Here is a 19,119-nt window from a genome sequence, read left to right on the forward strand (position 1 = left end):
GGAGGTAAGTACTTATGTTTAATAGATTTACAGACAGAGCCCGCAAGGTGTTAATACTGGCGCAGCAAGAAGCGGCTCGTTATGGTCATGGTTATATTGGCACAGAGCATTTATTGTTGGGGTTGCTGCGGGAAGGTGAAGGAGTGGCTGCCAAGGCTTTGAGTTCATTGGGGTTGGAGATAGCTTCTGTACGGGTTCAGGTGGAAAGTATTCTTGGTAAGGGGCAGGAACAGACCAGTGATATTGGCTATACGCCACGCGCGAAAAAGGTCATTGAATTGGCAATGGAAGAAGCATTGCGCCTAGGCCATAATTATGTGGGGACAGAACATATTCTTCTTGGGCTCATTCGCGAGGGTGAGGGAATTGCGGCACAGGTACTAGCAGGCTTGGGTGTAGATATTAATCTTATGCGGCAGCGAGTTATTGAGCTGTTAGGAGGGGGCTATTCGATGTCAGGACAGGCACCACAGCCCAAATCTAAAGCTGCTGGCGGTCAATCGTTGTCAGGTAGTAATGGAACACCGCTTTTAGATGAATTTGGCCGCGATCTGAATAAAATGTCCCAGGAAGGAAAAATTGATCCGGTGATTGGCCGAGCTGCGGAGATTGAGCGGGTAATTCAAATCCTTTTACGGCGGACCAAGAATAACCCGGTACTCATCGGCGAACCTGGCGTTGGTAAAACTGCGATTGCCGAAGGCTTGGCCAAACGTATAGTCGAAGGGCAGATGCCGGAGATTCTGCGTAATAAACGGGTAGTGTCGCTTAATATGGCATCTATGGTTGCTGGCACTAAGTATCGTGGTGAATTCGAAGAACGTTTAAAAAAAGTAATGGATGAAATTCGAGAAGACGGTAATGTAATTTTATTTATTGATGAACTGCATACCCTCATTGGTGCTGGTGCTGCCGAAGGGGCCATTGATGCTGCTAATATTTTAAAGCCAGCGCTATCCAGAGGGGAACTGCAGGTCATTGGTGCTACGACGCTTAATGAGTATAAAAAATATATCGAGAAAGATGCTGCTTTAGAACGGCGTTTCCAGCCGATTACTGTGGGTGAGCCTAGTGTTGAAGATGCCATTGACATTCTAAAAGGCATTAGGGACAAATATGAAGCCTTTCACCGGGCGCAAATTACCGACGAGGCCATCGATGCTGCAGTAAGGCTTTCGCATCGCTATATTTCAGATCGGTTTTTACCGGATAAAGCCATTGATCTTATGGATGAAGCTGCTTCGCGCGTACGGCTGCAGGCATTTTCTGTTCCGCCTGATGTCAAGGAAGTGGAAAAACGCTTAGAGCAGGCACGCACAGAAAAGGAAGCAGCTATTGCCTCTCAGGAGTTTGAACGGGCTGCAAAACTGCGAGATATGGAACAGCAAATTCGAGAAGAACTGGAAACCAAGCAGAAAGAGGCCAAACAGCGGGGCAATGAACGCATCGTTGTATCAGCTGATGATATTGCCCATGTAGTTGCTACGTGGACGAAGATTCCGGTTAAAAAATTAGCCGAAGAAGAATCAGAACGGTTACTAAAGTTAGAAGAAATTCTGCATAACCGGGTAATTGGCCAGCATCAGGCTGTGCAGGCAGTAGCCAAAGCGGTACGCCGCGCCCGGGCCGGTCTTAAAGATCCGAAACGACCTATTGGTTCGTTCCTGTTCCTGGGGCCGACAGGGGTTGGCAAAACTGAATTGTCTCGCGCTTTAGCGGAAGCCCTATTTGGCGATGAAACGGCCATGATTCGTCTGGATATGTCTGAGTATATGGAAAAGCATACAGTATCACGTCTTGTTGGAGCGCCTCCTGGCTATGTTGGCTATGAAGAAGGCGGTCAGCTGACTGATGCTATTCGACGCAAGCCCTTTGCGGTCATTCTTCTGGATGAGGTTGAAAAAGCTCATTATGATGTGTTCAATATGCTGCTGCAAGTACTGGAAGACGGGCGTTTGACTGATAGCCAGGGCCGGACTGTTGACTTTAAAAATACTGTAATTATCATGACTTCAAATATTGGCTCGCAGCATTTGAAAAAGGACGCTGCTGGCTTGGGTTTCCTCTCTGACGAAAGAGCTACGGCTAATGATGGCGAGGCCGCTAAAACCCGGGTACTTGATGAGGTTAAACGGATATTTAGACCAGAATTTTTAAACCGAATTGATGAGATTATTGTCTTCAGCAGTCTGACAGACGAAGATTTGAAACAGATTGTAGAAATTATGCTTAAAGAGGTAGCTATTCGTTTGACAGCTGCTGATTTAAGCCTGGAATTAACGGAGACAGCCAAAAACGAGCTATTAAAAGAGGGGCGTGACCATGCTTTTGGCGCCCGGCCGCTGCGTCGTGCTATTCAAAAGCTGATTGAGGATGAGGTTTCGGAGATGATTATCCGTCAATCCATCGCTGCTGGCGATACTGTAATTGTTGATACCGACGACGTTGGTAAATTAAAGTTTGCGAAAAGGGCATGATTAGCAGGAATATTGCTCTATAAACGCGAAAAAGCACTCAAAATGAGTGCTTTTTCGCGTTGGTTTGGCAGATAAGGCTATACTGCACATCATAGGTGATGCATATAATACATTCTGGTACTACATTCTTATAGGTACTACATCAGAGGAGAATGATTTTGTCTAAAGTTAAAACCAAGTTTGTTTGTCAACAATGTGGTTCAGAAGCAAGTAAATGGCTGGGGCGCTGTCCAGGCTGCGGTGAATGGAATACCATGGTGGAAGAGGTTATGGTTAAAAAGTCGGAAACACGACTGGCTGGTATGCCGGCTGCGAAGCCAAAGCCTATTAGCATGGTAGACACTTCAGCTATGCCCCGACTGTTAACAGGTGTGGGTGAGTTTGACCGGGTACTTGGCGGCGGCATAGTGCCGGGAGCGCTTTTTTTAATCGGCGGTGATCCCGGAATTGGTAAGTCAACCTTGTTATTGCAGGTGGCCGCCGGGATAGCTGAAAGGTATGGTCCGGTTTTATACATATCTGGCGAAGAATCAGCAGCGCAAATAAAAATAAGAGCTGAACGATTAGGAAAAATAAGTAATAATTTATTGATTTTTACAGAGAATAATTTAGAAACAATTGTTCTTGAGGCATTACAGCACAAACCGGCGTTAGTTGTCATTGACTCTATTCAGACTATGTTTAGTCCAGAGATCCCGTCAGCTCCCGGCAGTGTGGGGCAAGTGCGGGAAAGCACTGGCAAGCTTATGCGGTTTGCTAAAGAAAGTGGCATTCCTACAGCCATAATTGGGCATGTTACCAAAGATGGTAACATTGCAGGTCCGCGTCTATTAGAACATATGGTAGATGTTGTGCTTTATTTTGAGGGAGAACGCAGCTATGCTTTTCGCGTGCTGCGAGCGATTAAGAATCGGTTTGGTTCAACAAACGAAAGCGGTATTTTTTCCATGGAAGAACAGGGGCTGGCAGAAGTGGCTAATCCTTCCGGCCTTTTATTGGCCGAGCGGCCTCAAGGGGCACCCGGGTCAGTGGTATTAGCCTATATGGAAGGTGTTCGGCCGCTTTTAATAGAAATTCAGGCTTTGGTCAGTACTACTTGTTTTGGTATGCCGCGCCGCATGGCGGCAGGTTTTGACTACAATCGCTTGATCTTGTTGATGGCTGTGCTGGAAAAAAGAGTAGGCCTTATGCTTGCGAATCAAGACGCCTATGTTAATGCAGTGGGTGGCTTTAAAATTGTCGAACCGGCTGCGGATTTGCCAGTGATGCTTGCGATTGCATCTAGTTTTAGAGGGACTGCGGTTGACCCGAGTACTGTAGTTATGGGTGAAGTAGGCCTTACCGGCGAGGTACGAATGATAAGCAGGGTTGAAGCCCGTATTGCCGAGGCAGCGGCGCTGGGGTTTAAACGTTTTGTACTTCCTGCTGGAAATTTGTCCGGTCTTAAGCTTACACGGACAGCAGGGCTTAAAATTATTGGTGCTACTAGTGTCAGCGAGGCTATGGAGGCGGTATTCGTATGAGTAAAAACCGGGAAGAACGTTTAGATCGGCTATGGGATGCTCGCTTTGTCAAAACACTAAAAACACTAGCGCCAGGTACAACAATCCGGGATGGTTTAGAGAATGTGCTAAGAGCCAAAATGGGGGCGTTGGTACTGGTGGGGGATAATCCAACAGTGCTGGAGATTGTCGACGGCGGTTTTGAAATTAATTCAGAGTTTACGCCCGCAGGCTTCTACGAATTAGCCAAGATGGATGGGGCCATTGTACTCTCTAATGACGGCAAAAGAATCTTGTTTGCCAATGCTCAGTTAGTGCCTGATTCGGGGATACCAACTGCCGAAACCGGCACGCGGCATCGGACTGCCGAACGGGTCGCTAAACAGACCGGAGCACCGGTTGTAGCTATTTCGCAACGTCGTAACATAATTTCAGTGTACCTTGGTCATCTTCGGTACACACTCAAAGATATTTCAGTGATATTAAACCGGTCTAATCAAGCATTACAGACATTGGAAAAATATAAGAAGGTACTTGATAAAGGGTTAACGAACTTAAGCGCGCTGGAATTTGAAGATTTGGCTACACTCTATGATGTTGCCATAATTCTAATCCGGGCTGAGCAGGTTAATCGCATTGCCGAGGAGATTGAACGAAATATTATTGAGCTAGGAGTAGAGGGGCGCCTGGTCAGCATGCAGATGGAAGAGCTGATTTCTAGTGTGGATGATGTGGCCCTACTTATTAAAGATTATTGCAATACCAATGAGTTCAAGGACTACGAAACCGTAAGGGCGCAAATGGCCGCCTTACCTGAAGAAAGTCTTGAGCCTTTTACCATCTGTCGGCTGTTAGGCTATGGTGTTAGCCCAACTGCTATGGATATTCCTGTTGTACCACGTGGTTATCGAGTACTTCGTCAGATTCCCCGTTTGCCGCTTTTAGTAGGGGAAAAGCTAGTGGCTCATTTTAAAACACTTCACCACATTTATAGCGCTAGCCTCGCTGAGTTAGATGAAGTTGAAGGCATTGGTGAGGTGAGGGCTAGAACAATAAAAGACGGCCTAAAGCGGGTGCGGGAGCAGGCTCTTTTAGACCGCCACTTCTAAGTACGCGGCTGATTTCTAGCACCCATCTGCTTTGTTGCTCCTGCGGGCGTTCCCTCCGACGTACTTCCCAGTACGACTACGGTCACGTCCTCGTCGCGCCTCGCATCTGGATACTATAAATCAACCTTAGCTTTTGCGTAATTACTGACGGCCATTATTTTTATACAATTCTAAATTTAAGTCTTCAACAAATCGGGCATAAGCTTGGTTTTCTTCCACTTTTACAATTTTGTAACGCTTATTCTGGTCGCTGACAAGCTCATCGCCGACGTTGACAACAATTGGGACATACATAAGAACTTCTTTGGTATCTTCTTCTACTACAATATAGTGATCATATATTTTTTGTGGGGCTTGTTCAGGTTTCGGCTGAACAGAGAACATAGTAAGGGGGATAGTATAAACTACTCCGATGGTAATAATGGCGACTAAGGCAAGAATGCTGGCTAGTTTAGATATCCTACTTTTACTCAAAAGGCAGCACCTCTACTCTTTGCGTTTTTTGCGCGATCCTAGAAAATTGACAAACTCGTATTTGAAAAAGTGTTTAAGTTTTTTCTTGGCTTCTTGCCAACTGCCAGTACTTAGAAACAAAAAGGCGACTGTGCAACCAACAACAACCAGCGTTATTCCTAAGATATCATAAGCAGGGGCGGCATCAGTTGGAACATAGGAGGCCGTTTGGGTATTACCGCCAGAATTGTTGTCGTTCGTTTCGGTATAAGTCCCAGATTGACTGGCTTCAGCCACGCCGCCGCTATTGCTGCCTGGCCCCAGAAAAGAAGGAACGACATCAGCGAAGAGTGAGAGGCTGCGTTCAGCGGCTTCGCGGGTATTGTACTGGGTGCCAACTTCTATCAATAATGCCCGAGGGCTTAAATCTTGGTTATAATTACCATGGGCAATAAATATTCCTCGAATAAGGCCACGATATTGGGCATCTGTGGCAGCTTTTATGCGTCTGGCATAATCAAGGGTGGTTTTTTGGTTTTGATTTTGACGGCCGACGACCAGTAACAATTTGCTGACATTTTCGCCATTAATGGTAGTACTATAGACTTTTAGTGGAGCACTGTCGCGGTGCACATCAAAAATGGCAATAGGTTGCTGCTGCAGTAGTTTCATGGCCGTACGTCGGGAACGGTGGTAGGCATTAGCATCATGAGGGTCATGTAAAGTTTTAGAATGGTTGACCTGATAGCCAAGTTCAGTTAATTTTTTTTCGAAAGCGTCGCCAACGACCATGATAGAGCCGTTGCCTCGCTGGGTTGGTGTTCCATCGTTAGGTATATAGGACTCGTCGGTATGGCTGTGATATATAGCGATTTTAGGCTTAGGTGCTTCAGGCGGCGGGGCCTGAACAAAAATGGCATTATCAGGGGCTAGAATTGAAATCTTTTCCATAGACCGGCACCGGGCTAGTGTGCCTTCGACTGCAATAACTTCATAAAGGATGTTGTCTTCACTGATATATTCATCGCCAAGGTGAACTTCGTGACCTGTCTGCAGTACAATGACTCCTCGATTGTCAATTAGGGTCACATAGCCGGAGACCAGCTCATCGCCAGTTATTGAGTCGTCTACAGCCGCTATAACGGGAAGCTCGGTAAAGCTAACTAATACAATTATGGTCAGTACTATTTTCACAAGATAACGCATAGTTACCCCCCTTTACTAGTATCATTCCCACTGGTAAAATGTTTATCCGATAACTAACCACGCTATGACTCCCATCTTGTACAAGCAGGAGATAAGAGCGGGATAAGTCTACTTTATTCAATACTGGTTTTTAACGAAAAAAAACACAGTCTTGTAAAAAGACTGTGTTACATACAGATACTGTCTAAGTTAAATGAAAAACACCTAACATTTTAACATTGCTATACTCTTGTTGCATTACTTTATGTAAAGAAAGCCCTGTAAGATTACATAGCGCAGCAAGATAGAACATGCTGTGCCCGAGTTCCTTGGCGATTACTTCTTGGCATTGTGGACAAGGTTCGCCAACAAGATGGGAGGACATGTGGTCCTTAAGTTCGCTATAGGAAGTATTCTCGGGGATAGATTGGCGGGCGGCGGCAACTTGGATACAGCCGCACTCGGTGACTGCTTTGGCAATGGCTCGGTTCACCCGGGCAGACGATTCCTGATATTTTGTCAAAATATCAAGTACGCTGCGGTGTCGGATTAAGTATTCGTCTACAGCAGACTGGAAGTCTGAGCAGCATTTATTGTCATACAATGTAGGTTCACCTCACTTTGCTTTTAATTATATAAACTGCCATCTATAGTTGTCAATGTCGCTAGAAAAAATCACTAAAGATTTGTGTTGTATTGGCTAAATAATGGGAAAAATATAATCAGGAGGTGAATTATTGACAAGCTTTAATTATACATGTTACAATGTAAAATTTGACAAAAGACAAAACTGTATGATATACTAAAACCGAATACAGCCAAGATGCAATAACATCTGGACGTATTTTTTTATTAAAAGCAGGACATAATAGAAATGTATTTCCACTTTTTGGAGAATTACCGATTTTGATAGAAAGGAGGTAAAAGCCTATGGTTGACAAAACGCTTAGAATTATCATTACTATATTGGCTGCAGTTGGCGGACTTATGATAACTGATAGGATTATGCCGCTTCTCGCTACTGTAATAAGCGAAGAATTTTTAAGAATTGGCGTGTTTGGAGTTACCATGACTACCATTCTATCCTTTGTCTTTGGCGGATTGGCTGGAGGGGTCGTTGGTTTCTTACTAGCACCATTTATGCTTAAACATTTATGGCATGTTACGTATTGGCTAGAGTTACGCCTGAATAAGATGCCTGGATATGATGTCCTAGCTGGTGTGTTGGGATTAGCTACTGGACTAATAATTTCTAATTTACTCGGGTCTGCTTTTTTACCTATCCCGATTGTTGGTAAGTATGTTCCATTAGTATTGAGCATTATTCTGGGCTATTTGGGTGTCAATGTTGCTATTAGAAAACGGGAAGAAATACTAAGTATGTTTTCTAACTTATCGGCATTACCTTGGCTCAATCGCGATGGTAAAGAACGCACAAAGGATAATAGGGATGACAGCATGTGTCCGGCTAAAATTTTAGATACTAGTGTTATTATTGATGGACGTATTGCCGACATTTGTACAAGTGGATTTATTGAAGGTGTGCTGATAATACCGACCTTTGTACTTGAAGAACTGCAACACATTGCTGACTCTTCTGATCTGTTGAAACGCACTCGCGGACGGCGCGGTTTAGATATCTTAAACCGTATGCAAAAAGAACTTGCATTGAACGTTAAGATTGAAAATCAGGATTTTGATGATATTGCGGAAGTAGACGCTAAACTTATTAAACTGGGACAGCTTTTGAAGGCTAAGGTTATAACTAATGACTATAATCTGAATAAAGTGGCTGAACTTCAGGGTGTATCTGTTCTTAATATTAATGAATTGTCTAATGCCGTAAAACCGGTAGTGCTGCCAGGAGAAGAAATGGTCGTGCATGTTGTAAAAGATGGCAAGGAATTTGGCCAGGGTGTGGCATATCTTGATGACGGCACCATGATTGTGGTGGACGGTGGTAAAAAGCATATTGGTGAAACAGTAGGTGTTTTGGTTACGTCAGTGCTGCAAACAGCTGCTGGCCGCATGATTTTTGCTAAGCCCAAAATTGTGATGTGATATCAGGCCTTCAAGCCCTCTGGGCTTGGAGGTTTTTTAATGTGTTTTTTTTGAGGGAGGAAAGAAAATGGTATGTGTTATTATTGCCGCGGCCGGACAGGGAAAGCGAATGGGGAGTGCCATTAATAAGGTGTTGCTGCCGCTTGCCGGTAAATCCGTCCTGGCTCATACTGTCCACGCGGCATGTCAAGCAGAGGCGGTGACAAGTATCATTCTAACGACAGCTGCTGAAGAGACGGAAATAGTTAGCAAGCTGCTCACTGGTCTTAAGCTGTCTGTACCCTGGCAGGTTGTTGCTGGTGGCAGTGAGCGGCAGTACTCGATTGCTAATGCGCTGAAAGCGGTTGAAGCTGCGGCTGAAATTGTGGTAGTGCACGACGGAGCACGCCCGCTGGCGCAGCCGAGTCTGTTTAATCAGGTTATTGCCGCTGCCCGCAAAGAACAAGCCGCTATTGCTGCCGTACCAGTTAAAGACACAATTAAGATTGCCGATCCCTCTGGCTTGGTAACAGGCACGCCAGATCGCCATACCTTGTGGTCAGTGCAAACACCACAAGCGTTTGATAGGAAAATATTAGTATCAGCCTACGAACAAGCAAGGCAGGACGGTTATCTAGGCACTGATGACGCGGCTTTGGTAGAACGCTTAGGAGCTAAAGTAAAGGTTGTTCCTGGTAATTACCAAAATATAAAAATTACTACTCCTGAGGATTTGCAGTTTGCCGAAACAGTAATTGGAAAGCGACAGGAGGAAAAGGTTATGGTTCGTACTGGTATTGGTTATGATGTCCATCGTTTAGTCCCGGAACGTAAACTAATTCTTGGAGGAGTAGAGATCCCTCATACGTTGGGCCTTGAGGGTCATTCTGACGCTGATGTGCTGCTGCATGCAATAAAAGATGCGCTGTTAGGCGCAGCGGCATTAGGTGATATTGGCCGGCACTTTCCTGATACTGATGGACGATATAAAGGAATTTCCAGTTTGAAGCTTTTAGGTGAGGTGCGCGAAATATTGAGTAGAAATGGGTATATTGCCAATAATATTGATGCGACCATTGTAGCGCAAAAACCAAAATTGGCTGCTTATATAACGCAAATGAATGCTAATATTGCAGAGGCTTTGGGTGTTGCTATTGGACAAGTTAATGTTAAGGCCACTACTACCGAAGGGTTAGGGTTTGCTGGACAAGGCGAGGGTATGGCGGCCTATGCAACGGCCACCATCATAACGGTACAAGTTTAAAACCCGGAAATAACCTGCATAAAAGCTAGTCAACGATACATATTATAAATGATTGATACTGACGCTAGTTGGAGGGCGAATTATGCAGAAAGTAATACGGAAATTAGTAGGTTCCTTACTGTTATCAATACTAATTATGCTCTATCCCTCATCGGTGTTGGCGGCTGATATTAATTTTAATCTTGCGATTGTTAGGCAAGAAGGCGCTACTTGCGGTGAATTATGGTTCAACAATACATTAGTATGGCGGCTGGCTATTTTGTCAGATGGGGCTAAACCGGTATCTGGCAATGGCAACAGTGCTAATACAACGTTACTTATTCCTGATATTGTGAATGGCATGTTTGTAGTAAAAGTTGAATGACAAGCCTCGCAGTGCTACTAATAAATTTGGTAGCACGCTTTTTATTTTGCATGATGACGTAGAATCTGCTAAAATATACAATGATTGACACTACTACTACTACTTCAAGTAATGGAAGGGGTACATATAAATGGAACAGGAACTTAGAGTACGATTTGCTCCCAGCCCGACCGGGCCGTTTCATATTGGGGGAGCACGGTCTGCGCTGTTTAATTGGCTGCTGGCCCGCAAAGAAGGTGGCAAGCTAATCCTGCGGATTGAAGATACTGACTTAGAACGCTCGACCAGCGAATCTGAGGAAAATATTAAGGCTTCTTTGCGTTGGCTGGGAATTGAATGGGATGAAGGCATTGATATTGGCGGCGAATATGGTCCTTACCGCCAGACCGAACGCTTAGAAATTTATCGTCAATATACACAAAAATTGTTGGCTAGCGGACAGGCCTATTACTGCTACTGTACCGAAGAAGAACTTGATACTGAGCGGCAGCGGCAAATGGATAAGGGTGAAAATCCTCATTATGGAGGACGCTGTCGTGATTTGAGCCCGGCTGAGCGTGAACGACTTATTGCCGAGGGACGCAAACCTACAGTGCGTTTTCGCGTACCTGAAAATCAGCAAATTATTTTTAAAGATATAGTGCGGGACACGGTAAGCTTTGAATCAAATGGTGTAGGCGACTTCGTTATTGTGAAATCGGACGGTATTCCCGTATATAATTACGCAGTGGTGCTTGATGATGCACTTATGAAGATAACCCATGTCATTCGGGCCGAAGAACATTTGTCTAATACACCTCGGCAAATATTGCTTTATCAGGCGCTTGGGCTGCCACTGCCTCAGTTTGGTCATATTTCGCTTATCCTTGGTAAAGATCGTACTAAGATGAGCAAACGCCATGGTGCGACCTCGGTCGAACAGTATAAAAAATTAGGATATTTGCCTGAGGGAATTGTCAATTTCTTAGCTCTTTTAGGCTGGGCACCTCTTGGCGAAGAAGAGATATTCAACCAGGAAGAATTGATTCAAGAATTTTCCATGGACCGGGTAGCTAAGAACCCAGCTGTATTTGATGTAGATAAGCTTAACCATATCAACGCGCATTATATCAAACAAGCCAGCCCGGAACTTGTTACAGAGCTCGCATTGCCACATCTTCAGGAAGCTGGTTTTGTTGGGGCAGAACTAACAACTGAGCAGCGAGAATGGCTGGTAAAGGTGGTAGCTGAGCTTCAAGGCTATATCAGTTATGCGGCCCAAATAACCGAACATATTGATGTTTTCTTTAATGATGATATCAACTTTGAGAATGAAGAGGCGCATGAGATTATGAAAGACGCCGATATTCCCAAAGTGATGGAGGCCTTTAAAACCAAGCTGGCGGTGCTAGATCCTGTAGAACCAGCAGCGGTGCAGGCTATCTTAAAAGGCATTACTAAAGAATTAAAATTGGGTGGTAAAAAGGTATACATGCCTGTTCGGATTGCTGTAACAGGTAAAATGCATGGGTTAGAGCTGATTAATCTTATTCCGCTAATTGGTAAAGAACGCACGCTGGCGAGGATTGATTGCCTGATTGCCAAAATCTAAGTAATGGCGAGATTGTTATGTTAGTGCCCTTATTTACTATATGTTTGTGAATTGTTAGCTTGACATGGTCAAGCAGCCATTAGTATAATTTACTCGTAAACCTATTTGTATATTTAAAAAATGCGAAGACCAGAAGAAGTACGCGTTTACCCCCTTCAGAGAGGCGCTGCCACCGGCTGTAAGTGGCGCTGGGAAGGTTTCGCCGAAATGCATCTGGTAGCAGGCTGGCTGAAAGATAAGTAAGCCATCCCGGCCACTGCCGTTATCAGCATTAAGCAGGGGCATAATGCCCAAGCAGAGTGGAACCACGGGCCACCGTCTCTGTACAGAGATGGTGGCTTTATATTTGTTCTAATATAAAGCTATATATTTTGCCAACCACACCACCCACCTGCAAAAAACTTTAACATGTTAATAAATAGGGAGGGGAATAATATGTTTACCCAGATAAAAAAGGACATTAGCGTAGTGTTTGATCGTGATCCGGCCGCTAGGAGTGTGCTTGAAGTATTATTATGCTACCCTGGGCTGCATGCCATCTGGCTGTATCGTATTTCCCATTATTTATTTGAACGTGGCTGGGTATTGCTGCCACGAATGATTTGCTATTTTAACCGTTTGTTAACCGGCGTGGATGTTCATCCAGGAGCAACGATTGGCGAAGGGTTATTTATTGATCACGCGACAGGTGTGGTTATTGGCGAGACCTGTATTATCGGCAATAATGTTACCTTGTATCAAGGGGTAACATTAGGCGGTACTGGCAAGGAAAAAGGCAAGCGGCATCCAACCATTGGCAATAATGTTGTTGTCGCTAGTGGCGCTAAGGTGTTGGGCTCGTTCACAGTTGGTGACAATTCGAAAATTGGGGCGGGTTCGGTTGTGCTGCGTGCGGTTCCGCCTAATTCTACTGTTGTTGGCATACCAGGCAAGATTGTTTGGCATGAGGGCGTAAAAGTAGGCCGCCCTGAGCTAGATTCGATTGACCTTGAACATGATGAGTTACCAGATCCTGTCGCAGAAATGATGAATTGTATGCAACGCAATATACTGAGACTAGAAGCACGTATCGGACACTTGGAAAAGGAGCTGAAAAAACATGAGTCTTAAGGTGTATAATACCCTAACAAAGCAAAAAGAAGAATTCGTACCAATAACGCCGGGAAAAGTCAAAATGTATGTTTGTGGTGTCACTCCCTATAACCATCCGCATATTGGTAATGCCCGGCCATTCATTACCTGGGATGTCATTCGCCGATATCTTGAGTATGCAGGCTATGAGGTTTATCATATCCAAAACTTTACAGATATTGATGATAAAATCATTAATACGGCTAAAGGGGAACAAGTAACCTGGGATATAATCGCCAATAGGTATATTGCCTCTTACTTTGAGGTTATGGATAAGCTTAATATCCGCCATGCCCATGTGTATCCTAAGGTTTCTGAACATATTCCCGAGATTGTGGATATGGTTAAAACCCTTATTGACAAGGGGTTTGCCTATGAGGTCGACGGCGATGTCTATTATAGTGTCGAAGCGTTTAACGGTTATGGTAAATTGAGCGGACGAAACATCGAAGATATGAAAGCTGGGGCAAGGGTTGATGTGGATGAACGAAAAAAACATCCAATGGACTTTGCGTTATGGAAAAGTGCTAAACCAGGTGAACCGTCTTGGGAGAGCCCCTGGGGACAGGGAAGACCGGGCTGGCATATTGAATGCTCAGTGATGTCATATAAATATTTGGGTGCCAGCTTTGACTTCCACGGTGGTGGGAGTGATTTGGTATTTCCACATCATGAAAATGAAATTGCCCAATCAGAAGCGTTTACCGGCAAGGAACCCTTTGTCCGGTATTGGTTACATAATGGATTTATCACGGTTAATGAAGAAAAAATGAGCAAATCTCTGGGTAATTTTTTCTTGGTAATCGATATTTTAGAACACTTTCGTCCGGAAATCCTGCGGTTCTTTATTTTGTCAACCCATTACCGGAGTCCTTTGGATTTTAGTGATGAACGTTTACAGGAGGCTGGACGTAGCTTAGAGAGGCTAAAGACAGCGGAAGCCCATTTGCGGCAGATGAAAACACTGGCGATCGCAAACGGCGGTGAAGAGTCTCAAGTACTTTCGCAGGTGGCGGCTCAAGCTATGATTGACTTCAAAGCTGCCATGGATGATGATTTTAATACAGCTTTGGCCATTGGCACTATGTTTGGGTTGGCAAAAGAGATTAATATTTACCACAGTAAAGTTACTGGCGGCAAAACAGAGCTGGATGCTGATGCCCTACAGCAGGTTGAAAAAGCCTATAGTCAGATGGCGGAAGTTTTGGGTATATTAAACGATGCTGGTGCTGCTACCCAGGATAGTAATGCTGAGTTGGTAAATGAGTTAATGGATATCATTATTGAGATAAGACAAGAAGCCCGTAAGAAAAAGGATTGGGCGATAGCTGATCAAATTCGGGATAAACTGGCGGCAGTTGGTATTGTTCTTGAAGACTCACCGCAAGGGGTAAGGTGGAAAAGACAGTGAATTTTGACCACTATCAAAAACTAGTAGAAAACTTTTTTTCGGTAAATGAAGCAGGAGAACTTTCTCCTGCTAAATATAAGGATATTCCAGTTGAACGTCTGCCGGCTTTGGTATTGGCCTATATTGGTGATGCTTATTTTACCCTGTATGTCCGCACACGCTTACTGAGCTATGAACAGAACAAGGTAAGAGTCCTTCACAATTTTGATGCTAAAATTGTTTCTGCCGTCATGCAGTCTAAAGCAATTAAGGCACTGGAGGCAGAGCTTTTGCCGGAAGAGGCCGACATTGTGCGTAGGGGACGTAATGGCAAATCAACTGTGCCCAAGAGCGCATCTATTGCGGAATACCGTGCAGCGACTGGTTTTGAGGCGCTGATTGGTTATCTCTACTTGCAAAAGCAGCAAACTAGATTGTCGGAAATTGTAGACAAGGCGTTTGTCATCATTTCCCGGGAAATGACAAGCATTTCCCCAAAATAACAAAATGGGAGAGTTACCGTCATGAAAGTAAAATTAATTAAATATACCCCAGAACCGGAACGGGCGGTAGCTATGTCAGCGCGCCTTTGCTATTCGGCTACGGGTGCGGAAGAATTAGAACAGAGCATGTCGGAAGCGCAAGTAGATAAGCTAATTAAAAAATTGAGTGATATGGGACATTTATCGACATATGAGCATGTCAGTTTCACCTTTGCGATTGAAGGAATTTCTCGAGTGTTGACCCATCAGCTTGTCCGTCACCGGATTGCCTCCTATTCCCAACAGTCCCAACGCTATGTTGCTGAACATGGTTTTGAGTATATTGTACCACCCACCATAGCTGCCAAGCCTGAGGCCAAAGCGAAATATGAGACGCTTATGCGTCAAGTGCAAGAAAGCTATGACGAACTGCTGGGGCTAGGAGTAGCTAAAGAAGATGCCCGCTATGTACTAGCTAATGCCACCGAAACCAAAATTGTTGTAACTATGAATGCCCGTTCTCTTCTGCATTTTTTTGAAAAACGTTGTTGCCAGCGCGCCCAATGGGAGATTCGTAATTTGGCCAATGCTATGTTGGCACAGGTGCAAGCTGTGGCACCGCGTTTATTCGTTAAAGCAGGCTCTGCTTGCGTAGCAAATGGATATTGTCCTGAGGGCGAAATGTCCTGTGGCCGTTTGGCAGGAATTAGCGCACAGAAATAGAAAGAACAACATAAAGAGAAGTGCGTACAGATACGATGAAACGGTTGAATGATAAGTTGAATGTAGTGGAGGTAAATTGCTGTGCGGCGTGTACTTCGAGAGAGTGTTAGCGCGGGGATGATACTGGATCAGCCGATATATGGGCTTAATGGTCAGGTAATAGTAAACAGCGGCGTAGAGCTAAGTGAATTTCATATTTCCAAAATTGCAGAGTTGGATGTTAAGTATATTTATGTGCAAGGAGAGGCCGTGCTAATTGATGAGAACGACACGGTTGCTCTAAATGCCAAAAGCGAATTTGTGTTGGCCGCCCATATGGCGCTTAATGAGGTCCAAGTAGGCAAATATGTTCAAATTGATTCAATAAAAGGACGGGTAATGACTCTCTTAGACGAGTGTTGCATGCGCAAGGAGATTCAACCATTATTTACTGCTATGCAGAATTGTAATGATTACTTGTTCAAACATGCTGTTTGTGGGTATTTTTTTGCTATGATGATCGGGATCAGTTGTGGTGTAGAAGGTGTGCGGCTACGAGATTTGGGCTTAGGGGCTTTGCTGCGGGATGTAGGAATGATTACAATTTCACGAGAGATACTCAATAAGCCGGGTACTTTAAGCCCGGAAGAGATGGCTATTGTCAAGCAGCATACCGAGAAAGGTCATGAGCTTCTTCAACACAATTCAGAAATAAGTTTAGCTGTAGCTAACTGTGCTTTACAGCATCATGAACGATTTAATGGCAGCGGCTATCCACGGGGTACAAAAGACAACGGTATCCACGAGTTTGCGCAAATTGCGGCATTGGCGGATGTATATTCTTCGATGACGGCAAATACCCCCTACCGTAAAGCGTTATCTGTCTATGATACCTTGGGGATTATTGGCAAGGCAGGAGCTGCCTATTTTAACCCTGCACTTATTCAGGTTTTGGTAAATAATGTGGCTGTTTATCCGTTAGGAGCTATTGTCCGCTTGAATAATCAGGCAGTAGGTATTGTCAATGATTATGCTGATGAATTAAGAAATAAGCCCATTCTCAATATAACTCGCAATGAGTCTGGTGAGCGTGTGAATCAAACCGTAACGATTGATATGGAGGCTAACCCTGGTCTTTATATTGCCGATATTTCCTGAAGCTAGTGGTATACAAGCAAGAGTATGAAAAACGGCAGGATTATATTCTGCCGTTTTTTCATAATAATAATAAAGTTCGACTTTATCAGAGAAACCCATAAAAATAAGGCGTAAGCCAAAGGAGTGAATCAGTATGTCTGAGGATGCAGAAATCATTGTAGGACGCAATAGTGTGCTTGAAGCGCTGAAAGCTGGGCGATCACTAAATAAAATTATTGTTGCTAAAGGCGAACGCCAGGGGTCGATTCGCGAGATTATTAGTCAAGCACGTGAACGGGGACTGGTTATCCAAGAGGTGGATAACGCTAAACTTGATCAACTGTCAGCAGGTGTGCGGCACCAAGGCGTAGTCGCTATGGCGGCGCCGGTTGCTTATGTTGAAGTTGATGAAATTTTAGGGGTCGCTTATGAGAAAAATGAGCCGCCATTTTTGGTTCTTTTAGATGAACTTGCTGATCCGCATAATGTTGGCGCTATATTGCGGACGGCAGATGCCAGCGGCGTTCACGGTGTACTTATACCAAAACGGCGTAGTTGTCCACTTACCCAAACTGTGGCAAAAACATCGGCGGGCGCTGTTGAGCATGTACCTGTTGCTAGGATTGGTAATGTGTCCCAGACTTTGAAAGCCTTGAAAAAGCAGGGGCTTTGGGTAGTAGGGGCCGATATGGATGGCACGAAAAATTATTATGAGGCCGATCTTACAGGACCGGTAGTAATTGTTGTCGGCAGTGAAGGGGAGGGACTGGGACGTTTGACCAAAGAGGCCTGTGATTTTGTTGTCAAGATTCCAATGCGAGGACAGATTGCGTCATTAAATGCCTCTGTCGCCTGTTCCTTGCTGTTGTATGAAGTTTTGAGGCAAAGGGAGCTGAAAGGAAAGTGAAGCGTTGGGCCGGTATTATTCTGGTAGTGACAGTAAGTATAGCAGGGATAGCTAGTTTTTGGCTGTTTCGACCACTATTTTCCCAAACCGTTTATGCAGGGGTAACTATCGCTAATATTGAAGTCGGCGGAAAGACCCGGGAGGAAATAGCGCAATTGCTTGCCACCTGGCAAAAAGATCAGAAAACCAGGCCCATCCTATTAGCTTATGAAAACACGACATTTCGTATTGAACCGGAAAACCTTGATTATAGCATCGACCAAGAGGCAACTGCTGATGCGGTTTGGCTGTTTGGACGTGAAGGGCCTCTGTGGACCAGATTAAAAAAAATTCGTAATGCTGAAGTTGAGGGCTGGTCTATCCCCCTAAAAATCAAGTATAATGAGAATAAATTAGATAGTATAGTAGAACAATTGCGGGAGACTGTTAGCCGCCCGCCTTGTAATGCGACCTTAAGTCTGCGGACAGGAGGGGTAGTGCGCGAGGAAGAAGGGCGCGAATTGGACGTAACTGCATTAAAGGAGCTAATACTCCTGGCCCTTAACCGAACCGATGCCAGTACGATTGTTTTGCCGGTTGCCCCGGTTTATCCCGAAATTACGGCTAGCGATCTTGCTGAAAATGGTATTAAAGAGCTTGTGGCTATGTACACTACCCAATTTAACACTGAAGATGTTAACCGTTCGGCCAATATAAAATTGTCAGCACAAAAGATTACCGGTAAATTAGTATATCCGGGTCAAATTTTTTCTTATAATGACACTGTTGGGCCACGGGAGAAATCCCAGGGATTCAAAGAAGCCATGGAAATAATTAACGGCGAGTTTGTACCGGGGGTAGGTGGGGGTGTGTGTCAGCTTTCGTCAACCCTATATAATGCGGTACTCTTGGCAGGACTTACTATTGTGGAACGCACTAATCATTCTAAACCGCTTTCCTATGTACCGCTGGGACGGGATGCCACTGTCGTCTACAATATACTTGATTTTAAATTTGTAAATGACAGTCAGGCACCGGTTATGATTATGGCCGAAACTAGTGGTAGTAAGCTCAATGTAGGTATATTCGGCCAGCGAATGCTGGAAAAAAGCATTGATATTTTTACCTCCCAGCAGCAAGTTATTCAGCCGGCGATTATAAAAAAGGCTGATTCAGCGCTGCTGCCTGGCGAAAATAAAGTAGAAAAGCAGGGAAAGCCTGGGTATGAAGTAACCGTTGTTCGCATCATACGTGACAACGCAGGGAAAGAACTGCAACGTGAAATAGTGTCGCATGATAAATATGCTCCTGATAATACGTTAATACGGTTTGGGCCAGAGCCTAAAGCGGTACAATCACAGCTATAGCCGCTTCTCGGTAGTTTTCTGTTTCCCCAAAGAAGCCGC

Annotated in this window: 17 protein-coding genes, 1 pseudogene and 1 other annotated feature; of the genes and pseudogenes, 15 read left to right on the top strand and 3 right to left on the bottom strand. The window is 44.5% G+C overall.

Annotated elements, in window-relative coordinates; all coding sequences use genetic code 11:
• Positions 1-14 precede the first annotated feature (14 nt).
• The 3 genes from ACZ449_RS24725 to disA all read left to right on the top strand — a co-directional run bounded on the left by ACZ449_RS24725 (position 15) and on the right by disA (position 5,088).
• Positions 15-2,477 (top strand): ATP-dependent Clp protease ATP-binding subunit, encoded by a 2,463-nt coding sequence (locus ACZ449_RS24725; protein WP_464258696.1) that lies wholly within the window; start codon positions 15-17, stop codon positions 2,475-2,477.
• Positions 2,478-2,635: 158 nt separating this feature from the next.
• Positions 2,636-4,000: a DNA repair protein RadA gene (radA, locus tag ACZ449_RS24730; RefSeq protein ID WP_464258697.1), complete on the top strand. Its 1,365-nt coding sequence runs from the start codon at positions 2,636-2,638 to the stop codon at positions 3,998-4,000.
• Positions 3,997-5,088, top strand: coding sequence for a DNA integrity scanning diadenylate cyclase DisA (disA, locus tag ACZ449_RS24735; RefSeq protein WP_464258698.1), 1,092 nt, complete (start codon positions 3,997-3,999; stop codon positions 5,086-5,088). The genes radA and disA overlap by 4 nt, the downstream gene beginning before the upstream one ends.
• A 141-nt stretch (positions 5,089-5,229) precedes the next feature.
• Here the strand turns inward: disA and ACZ449_RS24740 are convergent, their stop codons facing one another.
• From ACZ449_RS24740 to ACZ449_RS24750, 3 genes are all read right to left on the bottom strand, one after another.
• A complete protein-coding gene (locus ACZ449_RS24740) occupies positions 5,230-5,562 on the bottom strand; it encodes a stage II sporulation protein P (protein WP_464258699.1) in 333 nt (110 codons plus the stop codon).
• Between the two features lie 12 nt (positions 5,563-5,574).
• Complete coding sequence (spoIIP, locus tag ACZ449_RS24745; protein ID WP_464258700.1) at positions 5,575-6,747, bottom strand: stage II sporulation protein P; 1,173 nt, start codon at positions 6,745-6,747, stop codon at positions 5,575-5,577.
• A gap of 184 nt (positions 6,748-6,931) precedes the next feature.
• Positions 6,932-7,330: a nucleoside triphosphate pyrophosphohydrolase family protein gene (locus tag ACZ449_RS24750; RefSeq protein ID WP_464258701.1), complete on the bottom strand. Its 399-nt coding sequence runs from the start codon at positions 7,328-7,330 to the stop codon at positions 6,932-6,934.
• 326 nt (positions 7,331-7,656) lie between these two features.
• On the opposite strand from ACZ449_RS24750, the gene ACZ449_RS24755 reads away from it, so the two are divergent.
• The 12 genes and pseudogenes from ACZ449_RS24755 to ACZ449_RS24810 all read left to right on the top strand — a co-directional run bounded on the left by ACZ449_RS24755 (position 7,657) and on the right by ACZ449_RS24810 (position 19,080).
• Positions 7,657-8,787, top strand: coding sequence for a PIN/TRAM domain-containing protein (locus tag ACZ449_RS24755; RefSeq protein ID WP_464258702.1), 1,131 nt, complete (start codon positions 7,657-7,659; stop codon positions 8,785-8,787).
• A 67-nt stretch (positions 8,788-8,854) separates the two neighbouring features.
• Positions 8,855-9,511 (top strand): annotated as a pseudogene (ispD, locus tag ACZ449_RS24760) (2-C-methyl-D-erythritol 4-phosphate cytidylyltransferase); the annotation flags it as partial.
• Positions 9,512-9,547: 36 nt separating this feature from the next.
• Positions 9,548-10,030 carry a 2-C-methyl-D-erythritol 2,4-cyclodiphosphate synthase gene (gene ispF, locus ACZ449_RS24765; RefSeq protein WP_464261941.1) on the top strand — a complete coding sequence of 161 codons (483 nt, stop codon included), beginning with the start codon at positions 9,548-9,550 and terminating at the stop codon, positions 10,028-10,030.
• Between the two features lie 82 nt (positions 10,031-10,112).
• On the top strand, positions 10,113-10,394 hold the full coding sequence (locus tag ACZ449_RS24770; protein WP_464258703.1) for a hypothetical protein: 282 nt from the start codon (positions 10,113-10,115) through the stop codon (positions 10,392-10,394).
• 130 nt (positions 10,395-10,524) lie between these two features.
• On the top strand, positions 10,525-11,985 hold the full coding sequence (gltX, locus tag ACZ449_RS24775) for a glutamate--tRNA ligase (protein ID WP_464258704.1): 1,461 nt from the start codon (positions 10,525-10,527) through the stop codon (positions 11,983-11,985).
• 116 nt (positions 11,986-12,101) lie between these two features.
• Positions 12,102-12,311: a binding site (T-box leader), on the top strand.
• A gap of 109 nt (positions 12,312-12,420) precedes the next feature.
• Entirely contained in the window at positions 12,421-13,095 is a 675-nt protein-coding gene (cysE, locus tag ACZ449_RS24780; protein WP_464258705.1) for a serine O-acetyltransferase, read from the top strand.
• The gene (gene cysS / locus ACZ449_RS24785) at positions 13,085-14,527 is read left to right on the top strand and encodes a cysteine--tRNA ligase (RefSeq protein WP_464258706.1); all 1,443 of its coding nucleotides are present in this window, start codon (positions 13,085-13,087) and stop codon (positions 14,525-14,527) included. Before cysE ends, cysS begins: the two co-directional genes overlap by 11 nt.
• Positions 14,524-15,009, top strand: a complete 486-nt coding sequence (locus ACZ449_RS24790; protein ID WP_464258707.1) for a Mini-ribonuclease 3 — start codon at positions 14,524-14,526, stop codon at positions 15,007-15,009. The genes cysS and ACZ449_RS24790 overlap by 4 nt, the downstream gene beginning before the upstream one ends.
• Before the next feature lie 21 nt (positions 15,010-15,030).
• Positions 15,031-15,711 carry an FAD-dependent thymidylate synthase gene (thyX, locus tag ACZ449_RS24795; RefSeq protein ID WP_464258708.1) on the top strand — a complete coding sequence of 227 codons (681 nt, stop codon included), beginning with the start codon at positions 15,031-15,033 and terminating at the stop codon, positions 15,709-15,711.
• Positions 15,712-15,792: 81 nt separating this feature from the next.
• A complete protein-coding gene (locus ACZ449_RS24800; RefSeq protein ID WP_464258709.1) occupies positions 15,793-16,848 on the top strand; it encodes an HD-GYP domain-containing protein in 1,056 nt (351 codons plus the stop codon).
• A gap of 133 nt (positions 16,849-16,981) precedes the next feature.
• On the top strand, positions 16,982-17,734 hold the full coding sequence (gene rlmB / locus ACZ449_RS24805) for a 23S rRNA (guanosine(2251)-2'-O)-methyltransferase RlmB (protein ID WP_464258710.1): 753 nt from the start codon (positions 16,982-16,984) through the stop codon (positions 17,732-17,734).
• Positions 17,731-19,080 carry a VanW family protein gene (locus ACZ449_RS24810; RefSeq protein ID WP_464258711.1) on the top strand — a complete coding sequence of 450 codons (1,350 nt, stop codon included), beginning with the start codon at positions 17,731-17,733 and terminating at the stop codon, positions 19,078-19,080. Before rlmB ends, ACZ449_RS24810 begins: the two co-directional genes overlap by 4 nt.
• The last annotated feature ends 39 nt before the right edge of the window (positions 19,081-19,119 follow it).

This window comes from Desulfosporomusa polytropa, from assembly GCF_055380075.1.